The sequence below is a fragment of the Microbacterium sp. cf046 genome (genome assembly GCF_900114345.1).
Lineage (GTDB): Bacteria > Actinomycetota > Actinomycetes > Actinomycetales > Microbacteriaceae > Microbacterium.
The window spans coordinates 337910-362261 of the sequence record NZ_FOZJ01000002.1 but is presented as its reverse complement, the minus strand read 5'-3'; the positions used below and the strand labels follow the sequence as shown (position 1 = coordinate 362261).

The following is a 24352-nucleotide window of genomic DNA, read 5'->3' as shown; positions in this document are numbered from 1 at the left end:
CGCTAGCGCTCCGACTGATACACGAGCGCTGCGAGTTGCGGCGGGGTGGTCGGCGTTGAGATGCCACCAGCGCCCTTGATCTTGCATCCCAGCTGATCCAGGACCCCAGTCCAGCTCATGTCCTTGCAGGTGTAGCTGGCGTGCCGAAGGTCCGGGGACTCACTCGTGTAGAACTGGCCGCTGAGGCTGCCACTCACGTTGCCAGTGAATCCGCAGGCCGTGTAGAACATCACGCGCAGGTTGGCGTCGACGTTCGCGGTGATGTCGAACTTGTCTGCCTGGTTGCCGTTTCCGCAGTTTGGCACTGGCGCTCCGCTCGAGTATGCACGCGACGCGTCCGAGTGCACGAAGAACAACTGCCGCTTATTGCCATCGTCCTGGATCGTCGTGCTGAGATCGACGAGGAGTCGAGCACTGGGCTTCACGATGATCACGACGTCTCGTCGAACAGTCATGTTCGGAAGAGCGATCGTTATGGAGTTGTTCGTGCAACTCGTGAAGTCGAGCACAAGGCGGGTTCCCGCGGTTGAGATCAGCGAGGCAATCGTGGGGTTCGGATTGTTCTTGACCAGGTTGCAAACCGGCGTCGCGCTGTAGGTGGTACCCCACCCGGTGTTATCAAGGTCGATCCACTTTGTCGCACCGAGAAGCCAAGCTAGCGTCGGATCGAAAACTGGATCGGTTGGGCTGTTCGGCGTCTTCACTCCGGTCACCGTCCAGGACGTGCCAACACTGATGCTGTTGCGACTGGTGATGTTGCCACCGACGGTTGCGGTGCTGCTGCCCTGATTGGTCAGCGTCACGTTGCCCTTCGCGCTGATGTTCCCACCGACTGATGTGCCGCCGTTCGCGGTCATGCTGACAAGTCCGTTTGTCGTGATGCTGCCGGTAATGTGCACGTTTTGGCTGTTGTTTGTGACGTTACCGGCCGCCCAGATGTCGCCGTTGACGCGACAGCCATTGCTAAACGAGACCGAGCCCGTCAAGACATAGAGGTCGCCATCTAGGACGCTGTCCTGGATACAGCTGAAGTCACCATTGCGAAGGACGAGGTCACCGGTGTAGTGGGACACGCCTGACGTGAAGCCTCCCGCGAAGTAGGTGACTACCCCTCCGGGGCCCGAGATCGGCGCTGTCCACGGATAGACGGAGTCGACCGTCGCCGTTGAGCCGTCAGGTCCCGTACCAATCGATCTGATGACAACAAAACCGCCCGTCGTCGTCGTCGCGGAGGGGCACCCTACGGCTACGCCTGCGTCTGTCGCTGCCGATGGACGTGTCGTACCATCGCGATAGTAAATGGTCGCTGTGAAAGTCGGCGCAGTACCGGTGAAGCTGGTCGAGGTGCAACCAGCAACTATTCCGGCACGTGCGACGTCTCGCCCCGACTCGGCTGCAATGAATGCCTGGGTTCTGCCACGGTTACCGACGTTCGACTGCACTGTGAATAGCACTGATGCTGCGATGACGCTGGCAATTACGAATCCGACCAACATCACTACGAGTACGGTGACCAGCACCGCACCTGAGTCGTCCGATCGACGGAGTCTCCGAATGCGTTCGATTACCAACATGGCGTGGTCACTCCCGTCGCTGATGACCGAGCAAACGCCTGACCGCCAAAGCGTACCGGCGTCGAACTTGTCTGGATGTCGAACGTATACATGACGGTAGAGGCCGTAACTGAGAAGAAGGGCACCGATCCACGCGGGACCACTCCCGGTTGCCACTCCGCCCAGGTCGAATTGTCGGTCAGCGTGGATGAAGAGAGGCTCATGCGCGACTGACCTGGTGTCAGCACGAAGCCTTGGCAAGCAAGAATTCCGTTCAATGACGTGCGGACGCGCAGAGTCGTACCGTCCGCCGACACGTCAAAGGCCAGTGCGTTGCGCATCGCCCGCTCAATCGTCGATGAAATCACTTGGCCGCGGTTCGTCGCGTCACTGACGCTCGTCACGTTGCGTTGCGTGGTCCATGAGTTGATGAGGATCGATGACATCGCCAGGAGCAAGATGCTGGATACGAGGACGTAGACGATCAACTCAATCAGCGAGACGCCGGCCTCGCGGTCACTGCGGCTCATTGCGATCATTGGATGAAGACCCGCGCCGTCGTGGTTGCCATCGTCGTCCCGCTGCTATCCACGACGGACAGGGTGAGTGTGACGGCGGTCTTAAGGGTGCAGGTTCCGACCGAGCCGGAGCTCGTCAATGTGCGACCTCCACCGTCAGTGAACGTTCTGGACGCAGCGACCGAAGCCAATGTCGCACAGGACGGCGTGGCGCGCGCCTCTTCCACTAGCGCGTTGAGCTCCCGTGTCGCCGTGGCCACCGCCGACTGCTGGCTCGAATACTGGATGCCCTGAAATAAGGCGGGTAGCAGAGACACAGCAACGATCGCGAGCAGGAACATCGCGACGATGACTTCGATGATGCTGAAGCCGCCGTCGTTCGAGTTCAGCTGCCCCTTCACGTGTTCCCCCAACCTGATGAACTTTCTTAAGCGGGGTCAAGTTTGCACTTGACCCCGCTTAAGATGCGATATCTAGTCGCAGCCTGGCCCGGCGGTCGCCCCGTCGGTGCCAGTGAACACAACTGTGACGCAGATGTCCTCGATCACGTCACCCGCCGCGGTTACGGAGGTCGCGTCGCCGGTCTCGAGGTTGCTGAGGTCAACTTCCTGATCCTGAGCGATCTGGGCTGCTGCCTGAACGGCGCCGGTGGCCGCGACGGACTGCGCCGCGTTATCACGCGCCTGCTGCTGGATGTTGAGGAAGATCGGGATCGCGATCGCGGCCAAGATGCCGAGGATCACGACGACGATGATGAGCTCGATGAGCGAGAAGCCGCCTTCGCCGCTCTCCTCACGCTTGGCCTTCTCGGCCTCCATGTAGTTCTTGAAAGTACGCATATGCGTGGCAACTCCCCTTGGTGTTGATTGATGGTTGACAGCTCTGACCCAACTGGTCGTGGACCAGTTTCGAACACCCCAGTTACGCGTTCCCAGTTACGTCAGTGCCGGGCGATGACACACACTCGCAAATCCGCAGTTCAGCATCCCCAGACCTGGACTGCGAAGCTACACGTTGAAATCTCAAGTCGCCTCCCCAAAAGGCGACCGCGAGATCGACGCACGCGTGAATCTTCTCCCACCATCGAGCATGAGATTGCTCTCATGTTCTGTCAACGGAGTTTAGCTCAGGGTTGGCCAAGGATGGGCTTAACGATTGAGACACGACCGTTGGTAACGTCTCGTCTCGCTGCGCGCGCTGAACGACCGCGATTGGAGCGGTGGCGACTGGCACCGCGGATCAGCCGTCGAGCACCTCGAGTCGGACGGACACAGGGCCGCCCTCGACGAGGGACTCGGCATCCCGAACCTTCTTCTTGAGCGGCAGAACGTATGAACCGCTGGAACCGGGGAAGATCGACGTCGACCACTCCGAACCGCCGATCTGCGCACGCACGCGCACCGATCCGAAGCCACGGTACGGGCGCGGAATCTCGCGGATCTCCTCGCTGAGTTCGGGCGGCACCGCCGTGAAGAACCATGCGGAGTCTTCGCGGGCATCCCAGCGGAACACATCGCCATCGAACTCGATGATCATCCGCACAGGGTAGACCTGGTCGCGTCGATACACTTCCAATCGCGGGTCTGCCATCGCGGGCTTGGTCTATTGGGGGTTGCAATGGTGGATACGACAACGCCGGGCGACGACGCTCAGCTCCCCGCTGAGGGGCGTACAGGTTCCACACCTTCCGAGAGCTCGCAGCCCGTGCCAATACCGCGCCCGAGCGCCCCAGCTTTCACGCAGGCCTATCCCGGAGCTCCCCCCCAGCCAGCAATTCCCTATGCAGCTCACGGGGCGATCGCAGGCCAGAACGACGCACCGGATAAGCGGCCGAGAGCGCTCGCGTTCGTGTCGCTCGGGAGCGCGATCGTGGGCGTGGTCCTGCTGATTCTGTCGCTCGCCGCGTTTGTCGGCGTCGTGATGTTCTACATGCCTTGGTGGTCACAGTACCTGGCGGGCGGTGTCCTGATCGCAGCCATCGTGCTTGCGATCATCGCCTTGGGCAGTCGCGGGCAGGGTGGCAAGCGAATTGGGGTTGCGGCCCTCATCATTGCGGTTGCCGGCGGCCTCCTGGCGGCGGTGTCGCCAGCGATTATCTTCATCCTCATCGTGACTGCCGACATGCGGGCCTTCTAGATCGCGGAACCATCCACTTCACTCGAGCAACGACGCAACTAGCGGGCTACTGAACCGCCGCCTTCACCTCGTCGACGATCGCGTTGAGCTCGGCGGCGTGCGCCGCAGTGTCGCTGGGGTTGGCCGCGACCGCATCGCTCAGGGCCGTCAACTTGGTCTCGATGGCGCTGCGTTCGGCATCCGTGATGTCGAGCGACGGCAGACCAGCGGTGATCTCGGCAATCCGGGCGGTCACCTGCTCGGCGGTCGCGTCGGCGGCAATGGACTTCGCCCACGGAATGAGGTCGATGACCTTCTCGAAGTCTTCGATCGGATTCGAGCCGCCGTCGGCGGGGCCGGCGCAGCCGCCGAGCAGCACGACGAGCAGCAAGGGTGCAACCACGAGTGCGCGTCTGCTCATGGCCGTGAGCCTACCCGGCGCTGTACAGCGACCCGAGGGAGATCAGTCGCATCATCACGAGTGCGATCGCCGCCGCGATCAGCAATGTCGAGACGATCAAGGCGAACACCGACTCCCGTTTCTGAGTGGGGCGACGCACCGCCAGAACCAAACCGACGATCGCGAGCAGGAAGGCCGAGAGCAGGAGGGCCATCACGGCGAGATTGATCAGGCCGGCGAGCGCCGGGTTCGCGCGATTGACGAGCCAGTACGACACCGCGCCACCGAGAAGACTGATCAGAATCAGCACCATCGAAGACTTGGCGGGGCCGTTCTGCGACGTCACCGGCACGAAAGTCGACTTCGGCGTCGAGACGTAGCCGCTCGGCTGTGGCTGATACACCACCGGAGGCAGCGGGCGATCATCGTAGGTGCGATAGTTGCGATCGAGGATCTGATCGGGGAACGGCTCCGTCACCGTCGGCGCAACCGGCCACGCGCCATGCCCGGGTCGTGACGGTTCCGCCGTGAGGTGAAGTTCCGCGGCTGATGCGGTGGACACGGATGCCGGGGGCGCGGTTACAGCCACGGCCGGCGTGCTGCTCGCGTGTGCATCGGCGGCGGCCGGCGGCACGGCGGCCTGCGGCGATTCCGTGACCTGCGGTGGTGCGGCGGCCTGCGGCTGGCCGGCCTGCGCGGCCGCCTCCGCTCCGACGGCTGCGAGCGCCGCGGTGCGAGCTCGCAGTTCTGCTCGCGTGGGTGGCGGAGTGTCTGCGGGCTGCGGGGCCGAGGGCTCGGCATCCGATCGATTCAGTCCGTTGCCCGCACGGCGGCCCGCTCGCGTCTGGGGGGTCTCCGAGGGTGCCGTGGCCGGGGGCGGCGCGGCATCCGACGGTGGGACCACCGGCACGGCCCCGGTCACGCCCTGGTAGTGATCCGTCCACGCCGAGCCGTTCCACCACCGCAGCCTGGTGCTGCTCGGCGAGTCGGCGTACCACCCCGGCGGCGGCGCGGCCGGTGGACTGTCACCCATCATCTCCCCCAAAGAGACACTGCCGACCGTGGTCATCACCCCAGAAGACCCACAGTCGCTGGCTAAGAAGATACGCGCACCGCGGGGGTGAGTGCACATCGGGGGGTTCTCTTGGCGTTCTGGCGCGGTGGGGATCTCGATACGCCCGCTGCGCGGGCTACTCGATCACCGGAATGCGGGGCCGCCGATACCAGGAGGTGGGTTGATCACCGGGAGCGGGGCCGCCAAGCACCGGGAGGTGGCGCTGCCGATCACAGGGCGCGGGCAGCCCGAACGCCCGACTACTTCTTGAAGGTCACGTTGAAGGAGTGAGTCGTGCCGTCCGACAGGGTCAGCTCGAACCTGCCCGTCTTGAGCGACAGCGTCTTCGGCGTCTTCCAGACGTAGGTGTACTGGTCGGATCGCGCGTCGTACGACAGTCCGCTCCCGCCCGCGGTGGTCGTGTCGATCACCTCGCCGACCAGGCTCGTCGTGCTGCCCTCGGTCACGAACCGCGCTGAGGTGATCACGTCGAGACCCTGGTTGCCGTGCAGCGAGAATTTCACCGGAATCGCCTGACCCGGCTTCGCGATGTTCTCCGCTGTCATCGACACCGGGTTGAAGAAGCCCGAGAAGTCGAAGGTCGTCGGCTCGACGTAGCCGAGCACGAACGGCGAGAAGCTCGAGGTCACACCGCAGACCTGACCCACCGAGCGTGTCGTCGTGATGTCGAACCACTGGTTCTGCGTGGTGTCGAAGTGGAACAGCTGCGGCGGATACGGCGACAGGATGTCGGGGTCGAAGCTGATGCACACCGTCGCAGGGCCGCCCAGTGTCGCGGTGGTGTTGATGTGGTAATACAGCCGCGGGTCGCTGATCAGCTGGAATCCGTCGACCGCCGGGCCCGTTCCGCTGATCGTCACACTCGTCGATCCGGCCGTGGTGCCGGCCGGATATGTGAGCGTCACCTGCGTCGGCCCGAGCGTGACGGGCACCGTGCCGGCACCGGCGGAGGCGACGGTCTGGGTCGTGGTCGGTGTCGTCACCTCGAAGTCGCCGTACGAGCCGGCGGGCCAGTAACGCTCGGCGCTGTCGCCGGCGACCAGCTGATACCGGCCGAGCGGGAGGTTCGTGGGCAGCGTCATCGTGGCCGAGAGGCTGCCGTCCGCGGCCACCACATCCGACCCGATCTTCACCGCACTCACCGGCAGACCCCCGCCGAGCAGCGCGAAGAAGAAGTAGTCGAGGTCGGGCGCGATCCACAGCTCGAGCTCTTCACCGGCGGTGAGGCCCGTCGCGGTCACCGTGGCCGACAGGCTGGGGAACAGATCGGGCGACCCTCCCCCGCCGTCGACCGAGGCCTGGCGTCCCAGGATCTCGGACACGTTGTCCAACGACGTGGTTGCGAGGTTCGCACCCACGAATCGACCGGGCACCACGAGGCTCGAGAGAGGCGCAGCCGTCGGCGTGACCGTCTCGGAGGGCGCCTCGCTGAGCTCGAACACCCGCAGCGTGTGACCCGACCACGCCGGCAGCGGGTTGTGCCAGTTCGCGGCATCTCCCCCGTCCGCAGAAAGGGACTCCCCTGCATCCAGCGACAGCCAGAAGCTCGACTGAATGCCCGAGATGTCATCGGCGAAGGCGCCCCACGCCGCTGCGGTCCAGAGGTGGTCGACGGCTCCCTTCGTCACGAAGTCGGTGCCGAGGCCGAGCACCTTCGTCTCGGTCGAGTTGTTGACGACATCCATGCGCAGCACCGGCATCTCGTCGCGCAGGGTCTCGCCGCCGAAGGGAGAGTTCACCGTGGATGCCGTCTCCCACGTGACCGTGACACCGTCCACGGTGTCGGTGGACAGGAGCGACCACACCAGGGGCGGCGGATCGTCGGCGAATGCCGGCGCGGCCGACAGCCCGGCGACGACGAGCACTCCGGCGAGCGCGGCTGACGCGACGACACGTGACTTCGACATACGCGGTTCCCCCAGATGATCGCGTTGCGCCGACCCCCCAGCCGACGAAACCGGCGACTTCCGCGTCACCGATGGCGGAAATGATCCAAGACCCGGGCTTCTCTGTCAACAGCCCCTGCCTCGCCCGCGAAACTTCACTGCTGCACGGTCGAGGCGGCACGGACCCGTGCGTCTGTGAAGTTTCGCGTGAAGGGGGTGGGGGTCAGGAGCTGTGGGCGTGGACCAGGCGCTGCAGGCAGTCGGACCAGCCCTGCACGTGCGAGTCGCGCTCGTCTGCGGTCTCGAAGCCGGAGTGACGCACCGCGACGCGAGTCGAGTCGTCGCCGGCGGGCTCGAGCGTGATGTCGACGTCGGTGCTCTGCTCCTCGCCGTCCCATCGCCACGCGAGCCGCAGCTCCTGCGGAGCGTCGAGCTCGAGCACGGTCGCGAGCACGGCCATCGGCACGACCTCTGATCGGACCTGCCAGCTGCCCTGCGGATGCGGGTCGACCGCCGCGGTCGTCTCGAACCTCGGCGGCCAGATCCACGCGGCGAGAGCGGTCGGGTCGGTGAAATCGCGCCACACGACATCGACGGATGCCGCCACCAGCGCCTCTTCGGTCAGTTCGTACATGCCCCCACGCTAGCGAGGGTCACTGACCATAGCCGGGCGCCCACTCCTCTTCGATCGGCGGCCAGCCGTCGGCGGACGCGGCATCCGGAACGTGTCGTCCGTCGAGCTCTCGACGCTTCCACGAGGCGCCCTCCGGCCAGCTCGCCGCGAACGTCGGCACCACGCGCCAGACGCGGCGCCACAGGCCGCGCTGCGTGACGAGCGGGCGCGCAGAGACCGGCATCCGCAACTCGGGGTCGTATCGCACGCCGTCGGTGCTGCGCAGGCGGATCGTGAGGTCGAGGTCGTCGTGGATCTTCGCGTTGGTGCGATCGACCTGCTTGCGCACGCGCTCCCAGACGCGCGCCCGCATCGCGAAGTTCGACCCGTAGACCAGCGGGATGCCGAGCCACTTCCGCACCCAGAAATGGCCGCCGCCGATGTACCAGTGCTCGCCGAGGTAGCTGACGACCGGTCCGGCGCCGTAGAACTCCGCTCCCCCGGTGAGCACCCCGAGGTTCGGATCGGCAACGAACGCGCGGACGAGTCGTGCGATCCAGTCGGGGTGCGGGCGGGAGTCCGCGTCCAGCCGCGCGATGATGTCGGTGTCGCCGAGCGCCTCGTCGTACCCACGCGCGGCGGCGGGCCAGATGCCGATCTGCTCCTCTGCGAAAACCTCGGCATGCAAGCTCCGCGCGACCTCGGCCGACGCATCGGTGCTGCCGTTGTCGATGACGATCACGCGGTCGGCGGGGTGCGTCTGGGCTGCGAGGGCCGCGAGGCACTGCCGGAGGAACTCCGCATCATTTCGGCACGGAATGACCACCGTCACTCGGGGATGGAGGGGCACCGCATCACCCTACCGCCGGCGGTTCGAGTCACGGTGCCGGCACGTCGGCGGCGGGGTGGAGTGGGATGGGGTGGGGTGCGGGTGGCGTGGGCGTTGGCGGGGTGAGGTTCGGGTGGGGTGGGCGTCGGCGGGGCGCGTTAGCCTGTGCTCCATGGATGCGGCCGTTACAGACGGGCTTCGGATCGTGCCCGCGAACGAAGCATCGTGGGACGACCTGCAGGCGATCCTGACCGGCACCGCGGGCCGCTGCCAGTGTCAGCGGCAGCGCCTCGGCGACCACGACTGGTGGCACATGCCGCAGGCCGAGCGCGGCGCGATCCTGCGGTCCGAGACCCATTGCGGCGATCCGCGCGCGACCGAGACGATCGGAATCGTCGCCTACGTCGACGACGAGCCGGCCGGATGGTGCGCGGTCGACGTGCGCGGGGTCTACGGGCGATTGCGCGGCTCCCCGGTGCCGTGGAAGGGCCGCGACGAACACAAGGACGACTCGGATGTCTGGGCGATCGCATGCCTCGTCGTCGCGAAGGATCATCGTCACCAGGGGCTGACGTATCCACTCGTCGCAGCGGCGGTCGAGCACGCCCGCGCCCGCGGTGCGAAGGCGATCGAGGGCTACCCGATGCTGACGGGAGGGTCGCAGGTCATCTGGGATGAGATGAGCGTCGGATCGGTCGGCCCATTCGTCGCGGCGGGCTTCGAAGAGGTGTCTCACCCGACCAAGCGTCGGATCGTCATGCGGCTCGAGCTGTAGTAGGGCGTCGGGGTCCTTGCGGCGCTCTTAGGATCGAGCCCATGCCCCTCGAGTCGAATCGCCCCGCGGCGCGTCCGCGATCCGCACCTACCCCCACGCAAGGTTCTGGCTCGGCGCGCTCGACAGGGCCGAGGCCGACCTCCGGGGCGCTCCGCCCCGAACGGGACATGTCACGCCCGCTCCCTGCCGCCCTGAGCTGGACGGTGCTGCTCGCGTTCGCCGTCGCTTTCGCGGTCGCGGTCGTCGTGCTCGGCATCCCTCTCTGGCTGCCCGCCGTGTACGCGGTCGCGAGCGTGATCACGTTCGCCGCGTACGGCGCGGACAAGTCGGCGGCGCGACGCGGAGCACACCGCGTGTCGGAGCAGACTCTGCTGACCCTCGGTGTGCTGGGCGGCTGGCCGGGCGCGCTCGTTGCCCAGCAGGTGTTCCGGCACAAGACGCGCAAGCGATCGTTCCGGCGTGCGTTCTGGACGAGCGTCGTGGCCAACGTGGTCGTGCTGATCGCCCTCATCGTCGTGCTGGAGTGGGCGGGTTGGGATGTCGGTGTCGTGAGAGATGGATTCGTCTCTTTGTTCGAATGATTCACAGCCTTCTCGATCATCCCGATCGCTGTTTCACTGACTTCTTCGTCCGCATCTTAGAACATTTGTTTGACACTCGCGCCGCCGCGGTGTACCATTGACTCATGAACGACCTCATCGACGACACGAGCGATCCGCTCGCGGGTATCGATGAGGCGGTTGCGGCTCTCCGGGCGGCGTGGGCCGTGGGTGGAGAGGGGTCACTACCCCCGGTATCCGCACTGAAGGGTTCCCAGCTGATCGCGGTGAACGAGGCGATGGGGCTGCTTCGCCGGCGGACGGATGCTGTGCACGCACCGGTTGCGGCCGAGATCGCGCGCGAGTCTCGACCCGAGTTGGGCAGCGACGGCCTGGCGAAGAAGCAGGGGTACCGCAACACGGCAGTGCTGATCGCAGCGACGACCGGCACCTCGACGGGTGACGCCGTGCGGCTCGTCAAGGTCGGCGAGGCGATCGCACCGCGGACCACCCTCACCGGCGAGTCCGCGCCTGCTCGTCACCCGCACGTGGCCGAAGCACACAACTCCGGTCGGATCGGTCGGGACGGCGCGGCGGCGATCATCACCATGCTCGACCGCGCGGCTCTGCGTGCGGATCGCGAAGACCTCGATCAGGCCGAACGAATCCTCTGCGATCAGGCGGCCGGATTGCCGTTGGACCAGCTCGCGAAGTTGATCGCCCGGGCCGAGGCCCACCTCGACCCCGATGGACTGGAGCCGCGCGAGCGCGACGCACGCGGCAAGCGCAGTCTCGTCATGTTCGAGCGTGACGGGATGATCCACTTCAACGGAAAGCTCGACATCGAGTCCGGCGCGCCCGTGAAGACCGCGATCGAGGCAGTCGTCACGGCCGACATGCGGGCCGCGCTCGACGATCCGAATCGCGGATCCGACCCCGACTCCGACATGCGATCCATCCCGCAGCGGCAGGCCGACGCGCTCGCGCTGATGGCCCGGCACGTCCTCGGCTGCGATCACAATGATCTCCCCCTCGCCGGCGCGACCCTTGTAGTGCGCATGAGCCTGGAAGACCTCGAGAACGACGACCCGGCGAACAGCACCGGCCACGCACTCATCGACGGGATCAACCAGCCCGTCAGCATCAGCACCGCACGGCGGATGGCAGCCGGGGGCGGAATCATTCCGTGCGTCCTCGACTCCCAGGGCGAGATCCTCGACTGGGGTCGCGAGAAGCGACTCTTCACCAGGGCACAGCGCCTCGCACTGGTCGAACGAGACGGCGGATGCGCGATGTGCGGACTCCCGCCCGGCATGACCCGCGCCCACCACATCCGGTGGTGGAAACGAGATCACGGACCCACCGATCTCGCGAATGGTGTGCTCCTCTGCGAGTCCTGTCACCATCGCATCCACGACAACGGCTGGGACATACAGGTCGATGGCGTCGGCACCAGAGCCACTGTGTGGTTCATCCCACCGCGACACGTCGATCCCGCGCGTACTCCCCGCCTCGGCGGCCGCGCCCGCTTCGACTACCTCGCGGCCTGATTTGGGGTGCATGGCGGCCTGACGCCCTGCGACTCCCGGCCTGAGGCTCGGCGTCTCGCGGCACGACCCCGGCGTGCACTGTCGGGCGCCTCGCGGCCTCATGGTGGGCGCCTCGCGGCCTCATGGTGGGCGCCTCGCGGCCGGAGGCTGGGCGCCGTCGGCCCGACGCCGGCTGCCTGACGGCGTGATTCGCCGGCGCCTCGCATCCACGCGCCGGTCGGACCACCGACCCACCGGATGCCGTCTCGCCAGCGAACGCCGTGCGGTTCGGGCCAGCGACACCGACACGGCCGAGCCTCGCCCGCCGCATGATCCCATGGCGCCGCATCCGACCCTTGAAACCGCTCCCACAGTTGGTTACTGTCCTGTAAGTAAAGCGGCACACAGCCGCTGGCAAGGCGGCGTCCGCCGCGCGTGATCCCTCAACGGAGAGGACCTTCGCATGTCCCCGCACGGAACCCCCCACCACCCCCACACGAGAGCACGGCGCCTCGCGGCAGCATCCGCCGGTATCGCGCTCGTCGCGGGCGCGCTCATCGCCGCTCCGGCGAACGCGGCGCCACCGCGCCCAGTCGATCCGCTGAACCCCGATTTCGGACCGAACGTCCAGATCTTCAGCCCCGACATGCCCTTGGCCGAGATCAACGACGCGCTTGACACGCTCGCGAACGAGCAGCGGGGTGCCGAGATGAGCAGCGCCCGCCACGCCGTCTACTTCCTGCCCGGTGACTACGGCACCGCCGAGACTCCCCTGCAGTTCGAAGTCGGCTACTACACCGAGGTCGCCGGCCTCGGAGCCTCCCCCGACGATGTGAACGTCAACGGAGCGATCGAGGTCTACAATCGCTGCCTCGGCGACGGCGGCACGAATTGCCTCGCCCTCGTCAACTTCTGGCGCACGATCTCCAATCTGTCCCTGCAGGTCAACAAGCTCGGCCAGGACGGATGCCGCTCGAGCGCCAACTTCTGGGCGGTCTCGCAGGCGGTCTCGATGCGACGCTTCCACATCACCGGCGCGAACCTGTCTCTGATGGACTACTGCACCGCCGGACCCCAGTTCGCGAGCGGTGGCTTCATCGCCGACTCCGACCTGTCGTTCACGATCAACGGCTCGCAGCAGCAGTGGCTCGTCCGCAACAGCCAGCTCAACGGCTGGAGCAACGGCGTCTGGAACCAGGTCTTCTCCGGTGTCGCGGGCGCGCCCGACGACTCCGCGTTCCCGAACCCGCCGTACACGACGATCCCCGAGACCCCGGTCAGCCGCGAGAAGCCGTACCTGTTCGTCGACGACAGCGGACGCTACAACGTGCGGGTGCCCTCAGCGCACACCAACACGAGCGGCACGTCGTGGGATGAGGATGCGACAGCAGGTCGCAGCATCCCGATCACCGACTTCTTCATCGCCACGCCCAACGACTCGGTGAAGGACATCAACAATGCCCTCGCCCGCGGTCAGAACCTGATCCTCACGCCGGGCGTGTACAACATCGACCGCACGATCGAGGTCAAGCGCGCAGACACGGTCGTGCTCGGCATGGGCCACGCGACGCTCACGTCCGTAGGCGGCGCGGTGCCGCTCGAGGTGAAGGATGCCGCCGGCATCGTGATCGCCGGAGTCACCATCGATGCCGGCACCACGCTCTCCCCGGTCCTGCTGAAGGTCGGCAACCCGAACGGCGGCAAGAAGCTCGACCCGAGCAACCCGATCACGCTCAGCGACGTGTACTTCCGCGTCGGCGGGCCGCACATCGGCAAGACCAAGACGGCGCTCGAGATCAACTCCGACAACGTGCTGATCGACCACATCTGGGTGTGGCGCGCAGACCACGGCATCGAGGGCTTCACGAACGGCGTGAACGGCGACACCGACCGGTGGGCGACCAACACCGGCACGACCGGCGTCATCGTCAACGGCGCCAACGTCACGGCGACCGGCATGTTCGTCGAGCACTTCCAGACGTACAACACGCTCTGGAACGGCGAGAACGGCCGCGTCATCCTGTACCAGAACGAGCTGCCGTACGACCCGCCCACGCAGGCCGACTGGATGCAGCCCGACGGCACCGACGGCTACCCCGGGTACAAGGTCGCTGACGGCGTCACGACGCATCGCCTCGACGGCGCCGGCGTGTACGTGTTCAACCAGAACAACCCGCAGATCCTCACGGCCAACGGGTTCACGGTGCCCGAGACACCCGGCGTGCAGCTTCACCACATCATGACGGTGAATCTCAGCGCGGGCACGATCGAGCACGTCGTGAACGGCGTCGGCGCCCCCGCCGACATGAGCGCGGTCGGCGTCCCGTCGTACCTGGTGGACTACCCCGGGTAGGTGACCGGGCAGGAATGACGGATGCCCCGGCAGCGCATGAGCGACCGCCGGGGCATCCGTTTGTTCGAGGGGGTTCTGACCAGCCTCAGCCCTTGCCCTTGCCCTTGCCGGGCTTGGTGGTGGCCGTCGGGGTCGGGGTGGGAGTCGGGGTCGGCGTCACCGACGTCGAGCACTTCGAGGTGAACGAGTAGGTGATGCTCGACGGACGCGTTCCCGCGGCCTCGAACGACCAGCCGAGGTTGTAACTGCTCGTCGTGCCGGCGGTGAAGGTGATTCCGGTACTCGCCGGAGCCTCCTTGATGTACGGAGAAAGTCCGATGCTGTAGGACAGCAGGATCATGTCACCCGTGGCTGCGGGTGAAGCCTTCGCGGTGATCGACTCGCCCGCCTTCAACGCGATCCCGTTGATCGCGACGTAATTCGACGTGACCTTCAGCCCGTTGAAGTAGCTGCAGCCGACGGCTGCGCTCGCGGTGGGGGCGGCGGGGGGAGCGACGACGACGCCGGCGGCGAGGACGAGCCCGAGGGCTGCTCCGATGACACTGAATCTCTTCGTACGTGCGCGCATGGTGGGGACCTTTTCGCAGTCGGGGTGGATGGGGGCTTCACTCTCGGCCGCGCGGGGGGCACAGCACATACCATATTTATCAGAAGTTGACTCCAGTAACACCCTTAACTACTGAAACAGTGCTACCGCTGGCACTTCCATTCTGCGGAATATTGCGGCGCATCGCGAATCAGATGGCAGGATTCTCACGTTCGGCGACACCGGCGAACGCCGGCATCCAGTCACCAGAGCGGGTGGATCGTCGCGCGCAGATGCCGGTCGTACACCGCATAGACAGCCGCCTCGAACGCGTCGACATCGAAGTCCCCGTCGAGCAGTGCAGCGGCATCCGCGTTCGATTGCGCCTGTCGGACATTGCGCGCACCGGGGATCACGCTGGTCACGCCCGGTCGCGACGCGATCCACGCGAGCGACGCGGCGGGCAGCGAAACACCGGGCGGCAGCGCAGCGGTCAGTTCCGATGCCGCCGCCAACCCGACCTCGTAGTCCACACCCGAGAACGTCTCGCCGCGATCGAACGCCTCGCCGTGGCGGTTGTAGGAGCGGTGGTCGTTCTCGGCGAACGTCGTGCCCGACGTGTACCGGCCGGAGAGCAGACCGGACGCGAGCGGAACCCGCGCGAAGATCGCGACGCCCGCCTCCTCGGCGGCAGGCAGCACCTCATCGAGCGGCTTGAGCCTGAAGGGGTTGAAGATGATCTGCACGTTCGTCACGTTCGGCCGTGCGATCGCCGCGAGCGCCTGCTCGCACGTCTCGACCGACACCCCGTAGGCGGCGATCGCCTTATCGGCGACGAGCTCGTCGAGGGCATCGTAGGTGGCGGCATCCTCGATCACAGCGGTGGGCGGGCAGTGCAGCTGCACCAGGTCGAGCGTGTCGACCCCGAGGTTCGCGCGCGAACGTGATGTCCAGGCGCGGAAGTTCGCTGGCGTGTAGTTCTCGGGCTCCTGCGCCAGCCGCCGCCCCATCTTCGTGGCGACGGTGATGCCGTGCCCGGGCCGCTGTGACAGGAACCGCCCGATGATCGACTCGCTGCGGCCGTCACCGTAGACGTCGGCGGTATCGAACAGCGTCACGCCGCGGTCGACGGATGCCGCCAGCACCGCGAGCGCGTCGTCTTCACTGACGGCACCCCAGTCGGCGCCGAGCTGCCAGGTTCCGAGGCCGATCGCCGACACCGAGCGTCCGGTGCGACCGAGGGGGCGCTGCTGCATGGGATCCTCCTTCGCCAGCGGGGCGCAGGCGCGTCCAGCATGCCATGCTCGCCGACCCACGGTTCCGCGAATCCATGCCCTCACGCATGGACGGCCGGCTCAAGGCGGTTGGCGCGTGCACGCCTGGACGGCCGCGGGAGGGAACGAGACAATGGCCCGACGATCGCAGACCTGTCGAAGGAGGCGCCGTGGCGACCGAGACGGATGACACCGAGGCAGCGGGCGCGGCCCTCGCGCCGCGCGCGCTCCTGCTGACGCACATCGATCCGGCCGGCATCGATCGCGGGCGGCTCATTCCGCGCGCAGGTATCGAGTCAGCGCTCGCGAACGGCGTGCATGCCTCCATCAGCAGCGCGACGATGTTCACACCCCTCGATCAGCCGGTGGACGCGGTGGGACTGGATGCGGTGATCGGCGACCTGCTGCTGCGCCCCGACGCCGCACGCCTCGCCATGATCGACGCGCCAGGCGGCTGGGCATGGGCGCCCGCTGACCTGTGCTGGCTCGACGGCGCGCCGTTCTTCGGGTGCGGCCGCCACGCCGTGAGGGGGGCGTTCGAGGCCCTCGAGGCGGAGGGGCTCTCCGCCCGCGCCGGATTCGAGATCGAGTTCACGCTCGCCGACGGCGACGCCGACAACCCGGCGCCGGCACACACCGGGCCGGCCTACGGCGTTCGCCCACTGCTGCGGAACGAGGCCCTGATCCGCGACCTTCTGGACGCGCTCGAGACCGCAGGCGTGTCGCCGATCCACGTGCACGCCGAGCACGGCCTCGGCCAGTTCGAGGTCTCGCTCCCCGCACGGAACCCGCTCGATGCCTGCGACGACGTGGCGCTCGCCCGCCTGATCATCGAACGGATCAGCATGCGGCACAGTCTCTCGGTCAGCTTCGCGCCGATCCCGCCGGTCGGCGCGGCGGCCAACGGAATGCACCTCCACCTGTCGGTCAGCCGGGGCGCTGACAACCTCCTTGCCCCGGCCGATACGGGTCTGCCCGGTCAGGTCGGAATGTCGTTGATCGCGGGCGTGCTCGATGTGCTCCCCGCCGCGACGGCGCTGCTCGCGGGCAGCGAGGCCAGCTATGAGCGGCTGCGGCCCGGGCGGTGGTCGGGCGCTTCGCTGTGCTGGGGCGCCGGCAACCGGGAGGCGGCCGTGCGGTACGTCTCGGGAACGGCGGATGCCGGCGCGTCCAGCGCGAACATCGAGATCAAGCCCGGCGACTCGACCGCCAACCCCTACCTCGCCATGGCGGCGATCCTCGCCGGTGCCACCGCTGGGATCGTCCGCGGCGCGACCGCGCCGCCTCCGATCGACATCAGCCCATCGCACCTGAGCGCCGACGAGCGCGCCGAGCGCGGCATCCGCTCTCTGCCGTCGACCCTGGTCGAAGCACTCGACGTGCTCGGAGCATCCGATACGCTCCGCGCGAGTCTGGGCGATGAGCTCGTCGACCTGTACACGGCCGTCCGGACGCCGCGGGCCTGAGCGGCCGCGGACGTCTGGACGGAGCCACCCGGTTCCTGCAGGCTGGGCGGTATGCGAGAAGTGATCAGCACACCGGATGCTCCGAGCTCTCCGCTGTACAGCCAGGGCATCAAGGCGAACGGCCACATCCATGTGTCGGGACTCGTCGGCATCGACGTCCGGACCGGTGCGCTCGCCGGTCCATCGATCCAGGAGCAGACCCGTCAGTCGCTGGCCAACTGCGAGGCCGTGCTGAGCGCGGCAGGAGCAGGCATGGCCGACGTCGTCGAGGTCGGCATCCTGCTCGCCGATCCGAGCGACTTCGCCGGAATGAATGAGGAATGGGCCCGGTGGTTCCCGACAGACCCGCCGACCCGATACGTGGCGAAGCTCGGCGCGGTCATCCCGGGTGTGCTCGTGTCGATCCGCATGAGCGCCGTCGTGGACGCCTGACGCCGCCGCGATGACTCCTCTTCACTACCGCCGGCCGGAGGAGTCCGACCACCGTCGAGTCGTCGAAGCCATTCCGCTCTGGTGGAAGATGCCGCCCGAGGCCGCGCCCACCGGCCTGCTGCCGCGACTGTTCTTCCAGCACTTCACCGACACCTCGATTCTCGTCGAGGACGACAGCGGACAGTTGGCTGCGTTCCTGATCGGCTTCCGCTCGGCGTCCCGGCCGGAGACCGCGTACATCCACTTCGTGGGCGTCGCGCCGGAGCTGCAACGGCACGGCGTCGCCCGAGATCTCTACGAGCGCTTCTTCGCGATGATGCGAGACCGCGGATGCACCCGGGTCGATGCCATCACGGGCCCGATCAACCGGCGCTCGCAATCGTTCCACGGTGCGCTCGGGTTCACCCAGGCGGGTGACACCGAGGTCGACGGCGTACTCGCCTACCTCGACTACGACGGGCCGGGGCAGCATCGAGTCACGTTCACCCGGGCACTCTGAGCTGGGCGATATCCCGAAACCGAGGGGACGGGATCTCAGAGGTTGCGGCGTGCGTCCGGGTCGTCCGCGAGCCGGTCCGCCTCGCGCGCCACGGCCTCCTGCTCGGCCTCGCTCAACGGCGGGAGGCCGACTTCGTCGGCCGGCATGCCGGCGTACGGGTCTGCGCCGGGGAACTCCTGACTGAACGAGCCCGCCACGATTCCTCCTGGGGGAACCTCGTCGCCTGCCGCGCCCAACAGCGTCTCCTCGCCGGGAGCCTGCTCGGGTACGTCGTCTCCGAGGTGCTTACGGTGCCACTCGCCGCTCATGTTCACTCCCACCAGGACCAACATCGCCACCCCGATCGTCATCGAGACGATGAAGATGCGGGCGACGTTGGAGATCGCCGACATCATCCACGGAGTGTGGATGAAGTCTACGACGCGTCCAACAGGGAATCCCGGCCCGGGGAACACGTGGTGCTTGCGGATACTGTGCGGCACTATGTAGTGTATTGAACATGGTACATAGCGCGGCACAGCTCGCACGGCTCGAGCAGGACCTCCGAAAGGGCGCCCTCGTGCTGGCCGTGCTCTCACAGCTGCGCTCCCCGCAGTACGGCTACTCCCTGCGTCAAGCACTCGCTCAGCGCGGGATGCCCATCGAGGAGGGAACGCTCTACCCGTTGCTGCGTCGGCTGGAGAGCCAGGGACTGCTCGCTTCGCAATGGCAGGCGGAGGACGGGCCTCCCCGCCGCTACTACCAGCTCAGCGCCCTCGGCGCCGGCGTATATCAAGACCTGACCTCCGCCTGGGGGTCGCTGGCGTCGGTGATGAACCGACTCCTGACTGAGGAGGACTGACGTGGATCCCACCGCCATCATCGACAGCTACGTGGCCGACGTCGTGCGGCATCTGCCGCGACGTCAGCGCGACGATGTCGCCCTCGAACTGCGTTCGCTGCTCGACGACGAGCTCGGCGGTCGGGCAGCGGATGCCGGTCGCCCCGCCGACTCCGCGCTCGTCATGGAACTGCTCACAGCCTTCGGTGCACCGCAGGAGGTGGCCGACCGCTACCGACCCGCCGGGTTCACGATCATCCGCCCGTCGAACGCCCCCCGGTTCACCTGGATCGCCTTCGGCGGCGTCGCACTGATCTGGGCGATCACCCTGCCGGCCATGATGCTGGGCGTCATCCCGGTCACGGGCTGGGACTACGGCGCCGACACCTGGTGGGGTCGCCTCTCGGTCTGGTGGCTCAGCTTCGGCATCGGCGCCCTCTGGTGGCCCGGCGCAGTGATCACCTACACGCTCATCGGGGCGCTGGTCGAGCGCCGGCGCGAATCCGGGCCGATGGCCTGGACGCCTGCTCCGCCACGCACGATCGACCGCGACCTGGTCAGTCGCCCTGCCACGGTCGCCGCAATCGCGGCCGGCGTGCTCGGCGCCACCGTCGTCATCGCTCTCCCCTGGCTCGCTTCGTGGGCGTCCATCCCGGAACCCGCGATCGAAGCCCTCGCACTCGACCCTGAATTCCTGCAGTGGCGGGCCCCGTGGGTGCTGCTGCTGTGGGCGGCGGACCTCGTCCTGTACGCGCTCGTGCTCATCGCCGGACGATGGACCGTGCCCACTCTGCGTGCGCGGAGCGTGCTGTCGCTGGCGATGGCCGTGCTTCTGCTGTGGTGGTCGCTCGCGGGGCCGGTGTTCCTCTCACCGGTGACGGACACCACGGCGAGACTGATCTTCGCCGCGCTCGCCGTGTACGCAGCGGTCGACGCGGTCGTCGCGTTTCGCCGCAGCAGGTCGACGTCCCGGAGAACACCCAGCCTCGTGTGAACGTCGACTGCTCTGGGAAGCCGGAGTGCTCTTTGCCCCACGCGCACGTGCATCGACAGACGAGAACGGGCCGGCCTCTCGGCCGACCCGTTCTCGTATTCGGTCGGGATGACAGGATTTGAACCTGCGACCCCTTGACCCCCAGTCAAGTGCGCTACCAAGCTGCGCCACATCCCGCTGCCCGCGAGCGGACAACTCCCCAATACTACCCGGTCGCCGCGAGCGCCGCGAACGACCGAGAGGGCGGCATCCGGTCGTCGCACTTCCCCCTGTCGCTGCCGGTCACTAGCGTCGGAGGATGGCCGAGATCGTCATCGCCCCCGCGACCGCCGACCGCTTCGACGACGCTGAGCACGCGCTCAGCGGCGGTGGCGACGGCCACTCCTGCCAGTGCCAATGGTGGACGATCACGAACGCCGAATTCCAGCAGGCGTCACTGGACGAACGACGCGAACTGCTGCGCACCGAGATCGAGGACGACGCTCCGCCGCCCGCGCTGATCGCCTACGTCGACGGCGAAGCGGCCGGCTGGGTACGCGTCGGGCGCCGCGCAGAGCAGCTGCGCATCGCCCGCACCCGCGAGATCGCCGCGAACACTCCCATCGCGCTCGATGACCCCGGCGTCTGGGCCGTCACATGCTTCGTGGTGCGGCGCGAGCACCGCGGCCAGGGACTCAACGCGAAACTCCTCGCGGCGGCGATCGACTACGCACGCGATCACGGCGCCCGCACGATCGAGGCGTACCCGCTCGACCCGTCGGCTGCAAAGAAGCCGACCAACCAGCTCTTCCGCGGGGTGCTGTCGGTGTTCGAGGCCGCCGGTTTCACGGAGGTCGCCCGGCCCAAGCCCGACCGCGCGATCGTCGCACTCGACCTCGCGGCGGCAGAGGGCGCCTAGATCGTCCGCACCGGCTCCGCGATCAGACCCTGCTTCGCAGCATCCGCCTCGAGCACGACGACGATCGCCACGAGCAGCAGCGCCGAGACCACGTACTCCCCCGTCGCGAGCAGTCCACTCGCCGCGATGAGCACCGCGCCCGAGACGACCGCCGCCGATGTCCACCGCGACAGCGTCGGCTGCAGCAGGATCGCCCACGCGCTCAGCACGAACAGCGCGATCGGCAGCGTGAGGGCGAGCCCGGCGATCTCATGCGGGATCTCGGTGTGACCGGTGATCGAGTCGATCTCAACCTCGACGCCGGCCGAGACCGCGCCCGCGGCGGCGAAGATCACGTAGTGCAGGTAGCCGAACGTGAATCCCGAGCGCAGCGTTCCCAGGCGGCCGTGCTGCTCGCGCGCGAAGTACAGCCACCAGATGCCGGCGGTCACGACGAGTCCGCACGCCGCGAGCGCGAGCAGCTCGGGGATGTGCTCGCCCGCGCCGAGCGCGTCGATCATCGCGTTCGCCGACGCGAGCAGGCTCTCGCCGAGCAGCAGCAGGGTGAACAGGCCGAACCGCTCTGCGATGTGGTGCGGGTGCCAGCTCGTCCGCCCGCGGGATTCCGCCCACACCGGCACGACGAGCTCCGCCGCCACGAGCACGAAGAAGGTCCAGAACTGCCACTGCTCATCGAGCAGGTAGATGCGCAGCAGCCAGAGCACCTGCACGATGCTGATCCCGACCGCGAATCGCAGCGAGGTCGGGCGGGCGGCGGGGTCGGATGCCGCTGCCCGCAGCCACTGCGCCACCATGGCGAGCCGCATGATCACGTAGCCCCACGTCACCGTGAGGAAGTCGAAGTCGACCATCGCGGAGTGGATGCCGGCGGCGAGCACGAGCACGCCGGCCATCTGGATGATCGTCATCATCCGGTAGAGCCAGTCGTCGGTGTCGAATGCGGACGCGAACCACGTGAAGTTCATCCACGCCCACCAGATCGCAAAGAACACCATCAGGTACGACAGCACGCCCTGACCGACGTGGTCATCGCTGATCAGGTGATGCAGGTTCTGCGACGCCTGCGAGACGGCGACCACGAACACCAGATCGAACAGCAGCTCGAGCGGCGTGGCCACCCGGTGCGGCTCGGATTGGTTCCGCGGGGTCATCCGGCGCAGGCCGATCCGGGTCAGCACGTCGGTCATGCGACGATTATGGTGCCCGCCCGCTCGATGAGGAGAATCATGAGACGGCTTCTGATCGGCTTCACCCCGTACGCCGTGGTGTCACTCGTCCACGTCGTCGCCCTCGCGGTCGGCGCCGAGGCCGTCGCCGGGCCGACGAAGCTGCTGCTGATGCCGCTGCTCGCGTTCGCCGTGTTCTGGGGCGGGCGAAGCTCACGCTGGGGAACGACCTACACGCTCCTGTTCCTCGCGATCGCACTGTCCTGGCTCGGGGATGCCGCCGGAACGCTGTTCCCGACGGTCCCGACCGTGCCCATGATGCTGATCTTCTTCGGCCTCGCCCACCTGTTCTACATCTGGATCTTCTGGCGCCGCATCCCGATCCAGCGCGTGCCGAAGTGGGCGATCGTGTACGGCCTCTGGTGGGGATTGCTGCTGTGGCTGCTCGGCCCGAGCCTCGGCAGCCTGTTCATCCCGGTCGCCGTGTACGGACTCGTCCTGGCCGGCACCGCGGTCGCCGCATCCCGCTGCCACCCGCTCGTCGCGGCCGGCGGCGCGTTCTTCTTCGCCTCGGACGCGCTCCTGGCGTTCCAGCTGTTCCGGCCGGAGACCGTGTCGGACTGGTCCAGCCCGCTCATCATGTTCACGTACTGCCTGGGGCAGGGCCTCATCGCGGCCGGCGTGATCGTCGCCGACCGCCTGCAGGCCGCCGCGATCGAGGCCGAACGGGCGGGCGATGCCGCATGACGGAGGGCTCGGCACGGGTGGATGCCTGGCTCTGGGCGGTCCGCGTGTACAAGACCCGCTCCGCCGCGACCACTGCATGCCGTGCGGGGCATGTACGCGTCAACGGCGAGCGGGCGAAAGCCGCTCAGCCGGTCCGACCCGGTGACGAGCTGCGGGTGAGGATCGCCGGATTCGACCGGATCCTCGTCGTGAAGGAGCCGATCTCCAAGCGGGTCGGCGCCGTCCCGGCGGCCGCTGCGGTGGACGACAGGACTCCCCCGCCGCTGCCGCGCGAGGAGCGCGCGTTCGTGCCGATGCGCGACAGGGGGGCGGGGCGGCCGACCAAGCGCGAGCGCCGCGACATCGACAGGCTGCGCGGGCGCGACGCCGAAGGCGCCGATCCCTACGACAGCTGATCGAGCAGCCAGCGCGTGCCTCGAACAGCGGCGCCGGCCGCCGTCACCCGTCGCGCGAGTTCGCGGTCGCTCGTGACCACGGTGACGGTGCGCTCCGCGGCGAGCAGCCGCTCGGTCTCGGCCACGATCGAGTCGTCGCCGGATGCCGCCGCCCGCACCACCTCGACCCGATCGGCGCCGTCGCCCGCAGCCCGGGCCTGACCCTCGACCACGACGGTCCACTCGGGGAACCAGGTGTGCTCGGGCAGGTCGAGGGATGCCGCCGAGACGCCGGCGGCCGCGAGCAGGCCGATCCTGTCGATGAGCCGCCGCGCCGCGCCCGGCCGGTCGTGCCACCAGCCGTCGGGCACGGACCCCACTACGTTCGCCGCATCCACGACCACCGCAGGGCGGACACCGAGCAGCGGCTGCAGCAGCGCCCACGACGCGGCGAAGCCGGGGTGCAGCGGCTTGTCGACGACAGCGGCCACCGGGACCCACGCGAGTTCGCGGCTCTCGGGATCGCTGATCGTCGGCTCGAACGGGTGCACGACGTCCCCGACGAGCGTCGTGTACGACCAGTAGTCCAGGTCGAGGACGCTCAGCAGTCGCGGCCGCACCGCGCCGTCGGGCACGCCCGCCTCCTCGGCGGCCTCCCGAAGCGCGCCGTCGCCGGCGGACTCGCCCTCATGACGCGCGCCGCCGGGCAGCGCCCAGGTGTCGCCGTAGTGCGACCACGAGACCCGGTGCTGCAGCAGCACTCCGCGTTCCGCATCCAGCGCGAGCAGCCCGGCCGCGCCGAAGGCGCCCCAGTACCGCTCACCGCTGGGAGCCACGACCCACGCATCGCCGGGATCGCGCGGCCCGAGCGGGCGGCGATGCTCGAAGTGCGGCTGCTCGATGCTCACCCGTCCACCCTGTCACACGCACGTGCCACCGCTCCTCGATCGGACCGCTCGTTCGTGCGTCGG

The 24352-nt window shown here is 67.6% G+C and carries 27 protein-coding genes, 1 tRNA gene and 1 pseudogene; 13 read left to right on the top strand and 16 right to left on the bottom strand.

Features of this window, described 5'->3' with window-relative positions; all coding sequences use genetic code 11:
- Positions 1-2: 2 nt before the first annotated feature.
- From BM349_RS18520 to BM349_RS07875, 5 genes are all read right to left on the bottom strand, one after another.
- Positions 3-1073 (bottom strand): bactofilin family protein, encoded by a 1071-nt coding sequence (locus BM349_RS18520; RefSeq protein ID WP_139230899.1) that lies wholly within the window; start codon positions 1071-1073, stop codon positions 3-5.
- Positions 1074-1564: 491 nt separating this feature from the next.
- Positions 1565-2083, bottom strand: coding sequence for a type IV pilus modification PilV family protein (locus tag BM349_RS18515; protein WP_175525243.1), 519 nt, complete (start codon positions 2081-2083; stop codon positions 1565-1567).
- Positions 2084-2088: 5 nt separating this feature from the next.
- Positions 2089-2472, bottom strand: a complete 384-nt coding sequence (locus BM349_RS07885; RefSeq protein WP_175525242.1) for a type IV pilus modification PilV family protein — start codon at positions 2470-2472, stop codon at positions 2089-2091.
- 72 nt (positions 2473-2544) lie between these two features.
- Positions 2545-2910 carry a type IV pilin protein gene (locus tag BM349_RS19035; protein WP_302848249.1) on the bottom strand — a complete coding sequence of 122 codons (366 nt, stop codon included), beginning with the start codon at positions 2908-2910 and terminating at the stop codon, positions 2545-2547.
- A 400-nt stretch (positions 2911-3310) separates the two neighbouring features.
- Positions 3311-3607, bottom strand: a complete 297-nt coding sequence (locus tag BM349_RS07875) for a DUF1905 domain-containing protein (RefSeq protein ID WP_091707194.1) — start codon at positions 3605-3607, stop codon at positions 3311-3313.
- A gap of 333 nt (positions 3608-3940) precedes the next feature.
- Between BM349_RS07875 and BM349_RS07870 the strand changes: the two genes are divergently transcribed.
- Positions 3941-4207: a hypothetical protein gene (locus BM349_RS07870; RefSeq protein ID WP_139230897.1), complete on the top strand. Its 267-nt coding sequence runs from the start codon at positions 3941-3943 to the stop codon at positions 4205-4207.
- A 46-nt stretch (positions 4208-4253) separates the two neighbouring features.
- On the opposite strand, the gene BM349_RS07865 is transcribed toward BM349_RS07870, so the two are convergent.
- From BM349_RS07865 to BM349_RS07845, 5 genes are all read right to left on the bottom strand, one after another.
- Entirely contained in the window at positions 4254-4577 is a 324-nt protein-coding gene (locus BM349_RS07865) for a hypothetical protein (protein WP_091705859.1), read from the bottom strand.
- A 40-nt stretch (positions 4578-4617) separates the two neighbouring features.
- Positions 4618-5655, bottom strand: a complete 1038-nt coding sequence (locus tag BM349_RS18510; RefSeq protein ID WP_175525241.1) for a DUF2510 domain-containing protein — start codon at positions 5653-5655, stop codon at positions 4618-4620.
- 245 nt (positions 5656-5900) lie between these two features.
- Positions 5901-7568, bottom strand: a complete 1668-nt coding sequence (locus BM349_RS07855; RefSeq protein ID WP_091705856.1) for a PxKF domain-containing protein — start codon at positions 7566-7568, stop codon at positions 5901-5903.
- 202 nt (positions 7569-7770) lie between these two features.
- Positions 7771-8181: an SRPBCC family protein gene (locus BM349_RS07850; protein ID WP_091705854.1), complete on the bottom strand. Its 411-nt coding sequence runs from the start codon at positions 8179-8181 to the stop codon at positions 7771-7773.
- A gap of 19 nt (positions 8182-8200) precedes the next feature.
- Entirely contained in the window at positions 8201-9010 is an 810-nt protein-coding gene (locus BM349_RS07845; protein ID WP_254773784.1) for a glycosyltransferase family 2 protein, read from the bottom strand.
- A 151-nt stretch (positions 9011-9161) separates the two neighbouring features.
- Here BM349_RS07845 and BM349_RS07840 point away from each other — a divergent pair, with 151 nt between their 5' ends.
- From BM349_RS07840 to BM349_RS07825, 4 genes are all read left to right on the top strand, one after another.
- On the top strand, positions 9162-9764 hold the full coding sequence (locus BM349_RS07840; RefSeq protein WP_091705852.1) for a GNAT family N-acetyltransferase: 603 nt from the start codon (positions 9162-9164) through the stop codon (positions 9762-9764).
- A gap of 167 nt (positions 9765-9931) precedes the next feature.
- Complete coding sequence (locus BM349_RS07835; RefSeq protein WP_091705850.1) at positions 9932-10345, top strand: DUF1294 domain-containing protein; 414 nt, start codon at positions 9932-9934, stop codon at positions 10343-10345.
- Positions 10346-10449: 104 nt separating this feature from the next.
- On the top strand, positions 10450-11853 hold the full coding sequence (locus tag BM349_RS07830) for an HNH endonuclease signature motif containing protein (RefSeq protein WP_091705848.1): 1404 nt from the start codon (positions 10450-10452) through the stop codon (positions 11851-11853).
- A 442-nt stretch (positions 11854-12295) separates the two neighbouring features.
- Positions 12296-14185, top strand: a complete 1890-nt coding sequence (locus BM349_RS07825; RefSeq protein ID WP_091705846.1) for a pectate lyase family protein — start codon at positions 12296-12298, stop codon at positions 14183-14185.
- Between the two features lie 85 nt (positions 14186-14270).
- On the opposite strand, the gene BM349_RS07820 is transcribed toward BM349_RS07825, so the two are convergent.
- Together BM349_RS07820 and BM349_RS07815 are read right to left on the bottom strand one after the other, a co-directional pair.
- The gene (locus BM349_RS07820; protein WP_091705844.1) at positions 14271-14753 is read right to left on the bottom strand and encodes a hypothetical protein; all 483 of its coding nucleotides are present in this window, start codon (positions 14751-14753) and stop codon (positions 14271-14273) included.
- Between the two features lie 221 nt (positions 14754-14974).
- The gene (locus tag BM349_RS07815; RefSeq protein WP_091705842.1) at positions 14975-15967 is read right to left on the bottom strand and encodes an aldo/keto reductase; all 993 of its coding nucleotides are present in this window, start codon (positions 15965-15967) and stop codon (positions 14975-14977) included.
- A gap of 188 nt (positions 15968-16155) precedes the next feature.
- Here BM349_RS07815 and BM349_RS07810 point away from each other — a divergent pair, with 188 nt between their 5' ends.
- The 3 genes from BM349_RS07810 to BM349_RS07800 are packed head-to-tail and all read left to right on the top strand — an operon-like array spanning position 16156 to position 18382.
- Positions 16156-17451 carry a type I glutamate--ammonia ligase gene (locus BM349_RS07810; protein WP_175525240.1) on the top strand — a complete coding sequence of 432 codons (1296 nt, stop codon included), beginning with the start codon at positions 16156-16158 and terminating at the stop codon, positions 17449-17451.
- A 51-nt stretch (positions 17452-17502) separates the two neighbouring features.
- Entirely contained in the window at positions 17503-17883 is a 381-nt protein-coding gene (locus tag BM349_RS07805; protein ID WP_091705837.1) for a RidA family protein, read from the top strand.
- 10 nt (positions 17884-17893) lie between these two features.
- Positions 17894-18382 (top strand): GNAT family N-acetyltransferase, encoded by a 489-nt coding sequence (locus tag BM349_RS07800; RefSeq protein ID WP_091705834.1) that lies wholly within the window; start codon positions 17894-17896, stop codon positions 18380-18382.
- A 308-nt stretch (positions 18383-18690) separates the two neighbouring features.
- On the opposite strand, the pseudogene BM349_RS07795 reads toward BM349_RS07800, so the two are convergent.
- Positions 18691-18825, bottom strand: a pseudogene (locus tag BM349_RS07795) (signal peptidase II); the annotation flags it as partial.
- A gap of 56 nt (positions 18826-18881) precedes the next feature.
- Between BM349_RS07795 and BM349_RS07790 the strand changes: the two are divergent.
- Positions 18882-19223, top strand: coding sequence for a PadR family transcriptional regulator (locus BM349_RS07790; RefSeq protein WP_091705832.1), 342 nt, complete (start codon positions 18882-18884; stop codon positions 19221-19223).
- Between the two features lies 1 nt (position 19224).
- The gene (locus BM349_RS07785) at positions 19225-20196 is read left to right on the top strand and encodes an HAAS signaling domain-containing protein (RefSeq protein ID WP_091705829.1); all 972 of its coding nucleotides are present in this window, start codon (positions 19225-19227) and stop codon (positions 20194-20196) included.
- A 103-nt stretch (positions 20197-20299) separates the two neighbouring features.
- On the opposite strand, the gene BM349_RS07780 is transcribed toward BM349_RS07785, so the two are convergent.
- Positions 20300-20373 (bottom strand) — tRNA-Pro (locus BM349_RS07780).
- A 121-nt stretch (positions 20374-20494) separates the two neighbouring features.
- Here BM349_RS07780 and BM349_RS07775 point away from each other — a divergent pair.
- Entirely contained in the window at positions 20495-21094 is a 600-nt protein-coding gene (locus BM349_RS07775; protein WP_091705826.1) for a GNAT family N-acetyltransferase, read from the top strand.
- On the opposite strand, the gene BM349_RS07770 is transcribed toward BM349_RS07775, so the two are convergent.
- A complete protein-coding gene (locus tag BM349_RS07770; protein WP_091705823.1) occupies positions 21091-22281 on the bottom strand; it encodes a low temperature requirement protein A in 1191 nt (396 codons plus the stop codon). The two genes, BM349_RS07775 and BM349_RS07770, sit on opposite strands and share 4 nt — an antisense overlap.
- 39 nt (positions 22282-22320) lie before the next feature.
- Here BM349_RS07770 and BM349_RS07765 point away from each other — a divergent pair, with 39 nt between their 5' ends.
- Together BM349_RS07765 and BM349_RS07760 are read left to right on the top strand one after the other, a co-directional pair.
- Positions 22321-23007 carry a lysoplasmalogenase gene (locus BM349_RS07765; protein ID WP_091705821.1) on the top strand — a complete coding sequence of 229 codons (687 nt, stop codon included), beginning with the start codon at positions 22321-22323 and terminating at the stop codon, positions 23005-23007.
- A complete protein-coding gene (locus BM349_RS07760; protein WP_091705818.1) occupies positions 23004-23402 on the top strand; it encodes an RNA-binding S4 domain-containing protein in 399 nt (132 codons plus the stop codon). Before BM349_RS07765 ends, BM349_RS07760 begins: the two co-directional genes overlap by 4 nt.
- Here BM349_RS07760 and BM349_RS07755 read toward each other — a convergent pair.
- Positions 23390-24289: an NUDIX domain-containing protein gene (locus tag BM349_RS07755; RefSeq protein WP_091705815.1), complete on the bottom strand. Its 900-nt coding sequence runs from the start codon at positions 24287-24289 to the stop codon at positions 23390-23392. The two genes, BM349_RS07760 and BM349_RS07755, sit on opposite strands and share 13 nt — an antisense overlap.
- Positions 24290-24352: the final 63 nt, after the last annotated feature.